The organism is Pontibacter brevis (assembly GCF_054779655.1).
The window spans coordinates 21,009-27,229 of record NZ_BAAGXV010000065.1; the positions used below are offsets into that span (position 1 = coordinate 21,009).

The window sequence follows — 6,221 nt, forward strand, 5'->3', positions numbered from 1 at the left end:
CCGGAGGATACTATTATGGATTTTATAAAATTATTTGACTCTTTCAACACAGGAAACAAGTCGGAAGAAGAAGTGGACATTTACATGTCCAGAAAAGAGGCTTTCAAAAAATTGGGCAGCATTACTAAAAGAATGGCACTGGCTTCGTTGCCTGTTGCAGCTTTCAGCGCTATGCCGAAAATGGCCTTTGCCAGAGCGCATGATGTAATTGCGGTACTCAAGTTCGCGTTAACCCTGGAGCGCCTGGAATACCAGTTCTATATTCAGGGGGTAGATGCAGGCATCATCAGAAATGAACATCGCAATGTGTTCATGGCCATTCGCGAGCATGAGCGAATTCATGTGGAACTGTTAGAGGCTACTATCCAGGCTTTAGGTGGAAACCTGCAGGGCGTACCGAGTAGTTTCGACTACACGGCAGGCGGAGTATTCCCGAGTCCTTTTAGTAACTATCCATTATTCCTGGCCCTGTCACAGGCGTTTGAGGATACTGGCGTGCGTGCTTATAAAGGGCAGGCGCCGAATCTTATCGACAACGGCGACCTGCTAAAAGTAGCCTTGCAGATTCACGCTGTGGAGGCAAGGCACGCCTCACAGGTAAGGCGCATACGGGGAAGGAAAGGCTGGATTACAGAAGAAGATTACGATGGCATAGACGGGTTTGGCGGCACTTTTATGATGGCTAGCAGTGCGGTTTACGCCGGTGAGAAAAACACCATGCATGCAGGTGTGGAAGTTACTGATGTGACAACGGTGCCGGTTATGGCAGTGAGAGAAGCTTGGGATGAGCCCCTAACTATGCAAATGGTTGTAGACATTGTTACACCATTTATCGTAGGATAAATATTATCACTCTTTCACCTTTAATTAATTACATTTTAAACACAAAATCTTATGAGAAACAATACAACAATGAAAGCAAATGAATTAATGCAGAAAGCTGTGTCTTCTGCAAAGGTACTTGCTGCTACTTTTATGGGTACTTTCTTCCTGGCAAGTTGCGACCAGCTGGGCGACCTTGATGACGTTATTCCCGGAGGAGGAGGCAGCGGCGGCACAAACAATCAGACTAAAATGTACAAGGTGCAGCTGAACCCTCTGAACAACTCTGGAGTAACAGGCACGGCCACCGTGATGATGAAAGCAAATGGCGAGTTTGAGGTGATCACAGATGTGACAGGCCTGGCGCCGAACATGGTGCACCCGCAGCACATCCACGGCTTTGTGATGGAGGACATGGCAGACCAGGATGCTGTTTGCCCGCCACCAAGCGCAGCAGGCGCCGATGGGCTCCTTACCCTGGAGGACGGGTTGCCTTTCTACGGGCCAGTGCTCATTCCGCTGGACGACAAACTCGTGCCACTGACTGCTGACAATTTCCCTGTAGCCACCTCTGCCGGCACCATTGCTTATGGCGCTAAGACAATGACAAGCTCACTGGTTTCTGCATTTGATGCCATGCACAATGGCACGCAGACCATGGCAGACCTGGAGCTTGACAAGCGCGTCATCGTGATACACGGTGCGTTTGCCATCAACAACAGAATCGTGCCAGCTGGCAGCAACCCGCATGCTAAATACTGGGCATCGCTTCCAGTAGCCTGTGGTGAGTTAGTGGAAATGAGATAAGACTTGCTCCCCTAACATTATCTTAAATAAAAAAGAAGCGCCCGTACTTTTACGGGCGCTTCTTTTTTGCCTTTTCAGTTTTTATACTACTTCTTTGATTGCGGTTCAGGAACCGGAAAACCGCGGTCACGCATCAGGGCATCTATTTTAGCATCCCTGCCACGGAATAAGCGGTAGGCTTCTGCCGGGTCCATCGAGTTTCTTGGGGCAAACAGGTACTTCACCAGTCTGGCAGCAACCTCTTTGTCATAGAAGCCGCCTGGTGCCTCCTCAAAAGCTTCTGCCGCATCTGAGGTTAACACATCAGCCCAAAGGTAGCCGTAGTATCCTGTTGCATATCCCTCTCCGGAGAAAACGTGTCCGAAGTGCGGCGAACGGTGACGCATCACGATTTCTCGTGGCATGTTCAACGTAGTTAGCGTCTCCCTTTCAAATTTGTCAGGGTCTATATCCGCAGGGGCAGCCAGGTGATACTTCATATCCATCAGGGCAGAGGCAAGGAACTCCGTTGTGCCAAACCCCTGGTTAAAGGTAGAGGCCTTTTTGATTTTAGCCACCAGCTCAGCCGGCATCACTTCGCCTGTTTTGTGGTGCTTGAGGAACTGGTTGATTACTTTGTCAGTAGACAGCCAGCGCTCCAGCAACTGTGAATGGAATTCTGTATAGTCCCTTACCCCACTGTTCAAGGTCGGGTATTTTACGTTTGAAGCCAGGAAGTGCAGCGCGTGCCCGAACTCATGGAAGAAGGTAGTCGCATCGTCCCAGGAAACCAGCACCGGCTCGCCCGGCGCAGGCTTAATGAAGTTGGAATTGTTAGATGCCAATACAGTTTTCTTACCATCAAAGGTGGTATGGCTACGGTAGGTCGAAGCCCAGGCACCAGAGCGCTTGCCCTGGCGTGCGAACGGATCCAAGTACCACAGGCCAATATGCTCGCCAGTGGTCTTGTCAGTTACCTCCCATACTTTCACATCCTCATGAAACACGGGTACAGAACCTTCCGGCACGGGTTTGAAATTGAAGTTAAAGAGTTCTCCGGCTGTAAAGAATATCGCCTGTGTCAGGTTATCCAGCTGCAGGTACTGCTTTACTTCATCGGAGTCCAGATCATACTTTTGCTTGCGCACTTTTTCGGCGTAGTAGCGGTAATCCCATGGTTCTATTGTAATCTTTTTTCCACTGGCATCTGCCACTGCCTGCATGTCGGCCACTTCTTCTGTTACCCTTGCCAGGGCAGCTGGCCATACAGCGTTCATGAGTTCCATGGCGCGTTCCGGCGTTTTGGCCATACGGTTCTGAAGGCGCCATTCTGCAAAGTTGTCGTAGCCCATCAACTTTACACGCTCATTCCGAAGCTTTAGAATTTTAGCGATGTTCTCGTTGTTGTCATACTCATCGGCATTATCGGCACGTGAGTAATAGTTGGTCCATACCTTTTCCCGCAAAGCCCGCTCATCAGAATAAGTCAGGAACTGGTCCATGGACGAACGGGTGTTGGTTACGGCATATTTGCCTTCCTGGCCGCGGTCAGCTGCTGCCTTTGCCGCCGCTTTCACAAAAGACTCCGGTAAGCCGCTCAGCTGGTCTTTTGTCAGGTACACCACATACTTCTCTTCATCTGCTAAGATATTATTGGAGAAAGCAGTATAAAGGGAAGACAGTTCTTTATTGATAGCCGCATAACGCTCTTTGGCGGCGGCATCCAACTCGGCACCCTCCATCGCAAAGCCTTCATACACTAATTGTACCACACGTTGCTGATCAGCTGGCAACGGGTTTATCTGTGCATTTTCGTATACTGTTTTGATACGCTGGAAAAGCTTCTCGTTCTGCGATATCTTGGAAGAGAACTCGGAAATCTTTGGCGCCAGTTCTGCCTGAATTTCCCTGAATTCCGGTGATGATATGTTGCTGCTCCAGATGCTGTAATAGGTGAAAGCCCTGTTCAATTCTTCACCTGCTCTTTCCATGGCTTCGATGGTATTCTCGAAAGTAGGAGGGGTAGGGTTATTGGCAATGGCATCTATTTCTGCTAATTGCAAAGCCATTCCTTTTTCGATGGCTGGCTTTAAATCAGCTAAATTCATCTTGTCAAAAGCCGGAACTCCGCCATAAGGGCCAGTCCATTCAGCGAGTAAAACATTATCAATGTTTTGCTTTTGTTCAATGGTGTTTTGTGTTTGTTGCGGCGTTACCTGCTGGGTAGAGGTGCAGCCAACGAAAGCCAGCATCACAAGCAAACTTGATTTTTTGCCGGCGTATATCATTTTATTTCCCATAAATGTGATTAAGCGTAAATAAAAGTAAGGGGTACAGTTGCCCTCTTTCAAAATTGTTTAAACACAAAGATACTAAAACTATACTGGTCCGCGAAGGCTGACAGGGGAGACCTTCGCTTGGCTAGCTCCACATATCATTGTGCTTATAATCTGTCGGTGCTTCTATTTCTATGATTCAAATTTAGTGCCAGTGCTTGCCATGTGCTTTTAATAGCGGTTAAAGGCGCATCTCTCTTAAATCAGCTAAGCACCATTTGGGCATGCAGCCGCTCGAGCGTTGCCCCGGCGTCTGTGCATAAGCCCGGGTGCACAGGTGATGTTTGCACAATGGTGCTGCGGGTAGCGGTAAGCCAGCGGAAACGTGATGCAATGGGCAGCTGGCCAATTGCTCCGCCTTCTCTGCGGCCTGCACATATGCGTTCGAAAGCACGCAGGCGCTCTTTTAACTCCTGCATGTCCAGTTGCCTGGAGAAAGCATGCAGCCGCTGCTCGTCCAGGTCATATAACGTCTGTAAAAATCCTTGGGAGGCGCAGTAAACGATGACGCCTACATTCATAAACTCTTCACGTGCTACACATGGCACCACGCGAATAACGGCGTACTCAAATAAGTGCTTTTCTTGCATGCTGCGCTGCTTTTATAAAGGTTTCTGTATGGGCGAGCCGTGTTTCCAGGAAACGGACATAAGCGTGCCGGTGCTCCTCCGGGGTATCAAAAGGGGAGTCGGTGGTAAGCCAGTCATCTGGAATCAGGGCTACTATGGAGCGGATGCGCTCGGGGCTAAGGATAGGGCGAAAAGCTGCGTCAGCAGCCTCCAGCTCGCCTGCCTGCGGCAGCAACACATGGTCTTTCACCTGTGCAAATGGCCGCCGCGCCTGCTCTTCCACGTCTGGCCAGGAGTGATGAAAGTAGAAGGAGGCACCGTGGTCAATCAGCCACAGTTCCTTGTGCCACATCAGCATGTTGGTGTTGCGGGGAGTGCGGTCTACGTTCGTTATCAGACAATCAAACCAGACAATCTGGGAGGCAAGGGTTGCATCGACTGTTGTTACCAAAGCATCAAAGGTAATGGAGCCGGACAGGTAATGGAGTCCTAAGTTCAGCCCTTCGCTGAAGCGGAGCAGATCCTGTATTTCCTCATCTGGCTCTGTGCGGCCGAAACTCTCGTCTAAGGTCGCAAACACAATTTCGGGCACCCGAAAGCCGAGTGCACGGGCAAGTTCACCGGCGATAAGCTCGGCAATAAGGGCTTTCACGCCTTGCCCCGCGCCACGAAACTTGAGCACGTACAAAAAATCATCGTCTGCCTCTACAATGGCAGGTAGTGAACCGCCCTCACGCAAAGGCGTGACATAACGGGTCACGTCAACGGTTCTTAACTCTGGTGGGCTATGTTTCATATGGTCTGTTTCAGATTTTTATCCGCCGTTACCTTTACATGGAAAGCCTGTGGAACGGTGCTCATGCCTGGGCAAAGTTACCTATATCCCCGCAGAATACAGAGCGGGCAGCAGACTTGAGCAATCTTTCCCAAAAATACATACATACCTGGAGGTAAGAGCAGGGGCTGTGCCCCTTGTTTTATAAACAGTTGCAAAGGCCAGTTTATAATGACCTGCCTTACAGGCAGCTACGGATGGCAGATTAATACGTAATTAAAACTGTTTTTGTACTGAAAATTGTACTAAAAAATGAGCTTTCCTTCTAAAGGTTCGTAAAGTAGTATATATAATAGTACAAACTGAGGGAGAAGAGGAGGAGAAAATGAGGTTCATACCAACGCGCTTTCACGGAATGCTGGATTACATTGTGGGGCCACTACTGATGGTTTCACCGTGGTGGCTAGAATTTAACGAAGACACAGCGGCTACTGTAACGGCTGTTATTGCAGGTGTTGTAGTATTGCTACAGACTGCGACCACCGACTTTGAGGTTGGTATTGTGAAGAAGGCATCTGTGAGCACACATTTAATGACTGATGTCTTCCTGGGAATTATATTAGCGATATCACCCTGGCCTTTTGGCTTCAACCACGCTGTGTACCTGCCGCATTTAATTTTTGGCTTATACTTCATCCTGGTTGCTTTTACGACACATCGCAGGCCGGGCAGTTCTTATCAGGATGCACAACCTGAATACGGTGGAGAGATAGCGGGATAGGAGAGATTAGAAAAGCAAAAACCTCCTGCTCTTCATGGCGCAGGATGAACGGCTGAGGCAGTAGAGTAGGAGATGGGCCTGAAACGCAAAACACCCCCTGCGGATTTCTCTGCGGGGGGTGCTTTTGTAGGGTTGGCGGCCACCTACTCTCC

Annotated in this window: 6 protein-coding genes; 3 read left to right on the top strand and 3 right to left on the bottom strand. The window is 49.3% G+C overall.

Annotated elements, in window-relative coordinates; all coding sequences use genetic code 11:
* Positions 1-15: 15 nt before the first annotated feature.
* Positions 16-843 carry a ferritin-like domain-containing protein gene (locus tag ACYVB1_RS14235; RefSeq protein WP_460924446.1) on the top strand — a complete coding sequence of 276 codons (828 nt, stop codon included), beginning with the start codon at positions 16-18 and terminating at the stop codon, positions 841-843.
* Positions 844-894: 51 nt separating this feature from the next.
* On the top strand, positions 895-1,629 hold the full coding sequence (locus ACYVB1_RS14240; protein ID WP_460924447.1) for a hypothetical protein: 735 nt from the start codon (positions 895-897) through the stop codon (positions 1,627-1,629).
* A gap of 86 nt (positions 1,630-1,715) precedes the next feature.
* On the opposite strand, the gene ACYVB1_RS14245 is transcribed toward ACYVB1_RS14240, so the two are convergent.
* From ACYVB1_RS14245 to ACYVB1_RS14255, 3 genes are all read right to left on the bottom strand, one after another.
* Positions 1,716-3,908, bottom strand: a complete 2,193-nt coding sequence (locus tag ACYVB1_RS14245; RefSeq protein WP_460924448.1) for a M3 family metallopeptidase — start codon at positions 3,906-3,908, stop codon at positions 1,716-1,718.
* Between the two features lie 239 nt (positions 3,909-4,147).
* Entirely contained in the window at positions 4,148-4,534 is a 387-nt protein-coding gene (locus ACYVB1_RS14250; RefSeq protein WP_460924449.1) for a DUF3037 domain-containing protein, read from the bottom strand.
* Positions 4,512-5,309 (bottom strand): HipA family kinase, encoded by a 798-nt coding sequence (locus ACYVB1_RS14255; RefSeq protein ID WP_460924450.1) that lies wholly within the window; start codon positions 5,307-5,309, stop codon positions 4,512-4,514. The genes ACYVB1_RS14250 and ACYVB1_RS14255 overlap by 23 nt, the downstream gene beginning before the upstream one ends.
* Before the next feature lie 364 nt (positions 5,310-5,673).
* On the opposite strand from ACYVB1_RS14255, the gene ACYVB1_RS14260 reads away from it, so the two are divergent.
* Entirely contained in the window at positions 5,674-6,069 is a 396-nt protein-coding gene (locus ACYVB1_RS14260; RefSeq protein ID WP_460924451.1) for an SPW repeat protein, read from the top strand.
* Positions 6,070-6,221: the final 152 nt, after the last annotated feature.